This is a genomic window from Haloterrigena salina JCM 13891 (genome assembly GCF_000337495.1).
GTDB classification, from domain to species: Archaea; Halobacteriota; Halobacteria; order Halobacteriales; family Natrialbaceae; genus Haloterrigena; species Haloterrigena salina.
The window spans coordinates 1-912 of sequence record NZ_AOIS01000039.1 but is presented as its reverse complement, the minus strand read 5'-3'; the positions used below and the strand labels follow the sequence as shown (position 1 = coordinate 912).

The 912-nt window shown below is 62.1% G+C and carries 1 protein-coding gene and 1 pseudogene; both read right to left on the bottom strand.

The window, feature by feature from the left end; genetic code table 11:
* Positions 1 to 300, bottom strand: a pseudogene (locus C477_RS12430) (hypothetical protein); the annotation flags it as partial.
* A gap of 86 nt (positions 301 to 386) precedes the next feature.
* The coding region (locus C477_RS12425; RefSeq protein WP_008894848.1) for a hypothetical protein at positions 387 to 912 on the bottom strand (526 nt) is incomplete at its 5' end.

Below are 912 nucleotides of genomic sequence, written 5' to 3'. Positions count from 1 at the left end.
TTCGACGTAATACTTCTCCCGTTCATCAGTGACGCCGTTGATGTGGTGAACGGCCACCATATGCCGGTTGCGGAGTTTCCGGGCGCCCGTGACGAACAGTCCGAGCAGCGGCGGCCCCAGGAGCAACAGCGCCGCGAACCAGCCGAAGACGATCGGCGGGATTCCCGGCACCTCCGGGCGAATCCAGATCAGTAGGGCGCCGATCGTGACCGCGAGCCCGAGAACGACTAGCTGTCCCTCTGCGAAGATGTACGTAAGCCGGTCCTGCCAGTTACCGAACGTCGTACTTGTATCGCTCATGCTTGAATCACTCCGCTTTCCTCCGAGCGGACGNAAGATGTACGTAAGCCGGTCCTGCCAGTTACCGAACGTCGTACTTGTATCGCTCATGCTTGAATCACTCCGCTTTCCTCCGAGCGGACGACGTACCAGGCGCCGACACCCGCGAGCCCGACCGTCATCCCGATACCCGAGAACAGCCCTGACTCGCCGCCGAAGTGGCGGAACGGGTTCTGCTCAACCTGTCCGACCGAGATACGCGACCCGGTCCCTTGAGCCAGGGACTTCTCGGTCGCGATCGCGACGCCCGCGCCCTGAGTGGCCGTCACGGGAAACGTAATCGTGTTCGTTCCTTCCTCCAGTTCTTTTTCGTCGTAGTTGAACGAGCCCGTACCACGCTCCCAATCGCTTGCCTCGGTCAGCGAGCCCTTCGTCGGCCTATCGGCCTCGATCTCGATCGTGAACATTCCCGGCTGATACGACCAGTCGGTGATCCGCGTCTCGCTGTCGATCTCCTGCGTGAAGTCCTCGTTCGGTTCGACCGTCGGCACCGACTCGTTCTCGTCCTCGAGCTCACCGTCGGCACGATCGGCGCCCTGGTCGGTCGCGTTTTCTTGTGCGCCCTGTGCGGCG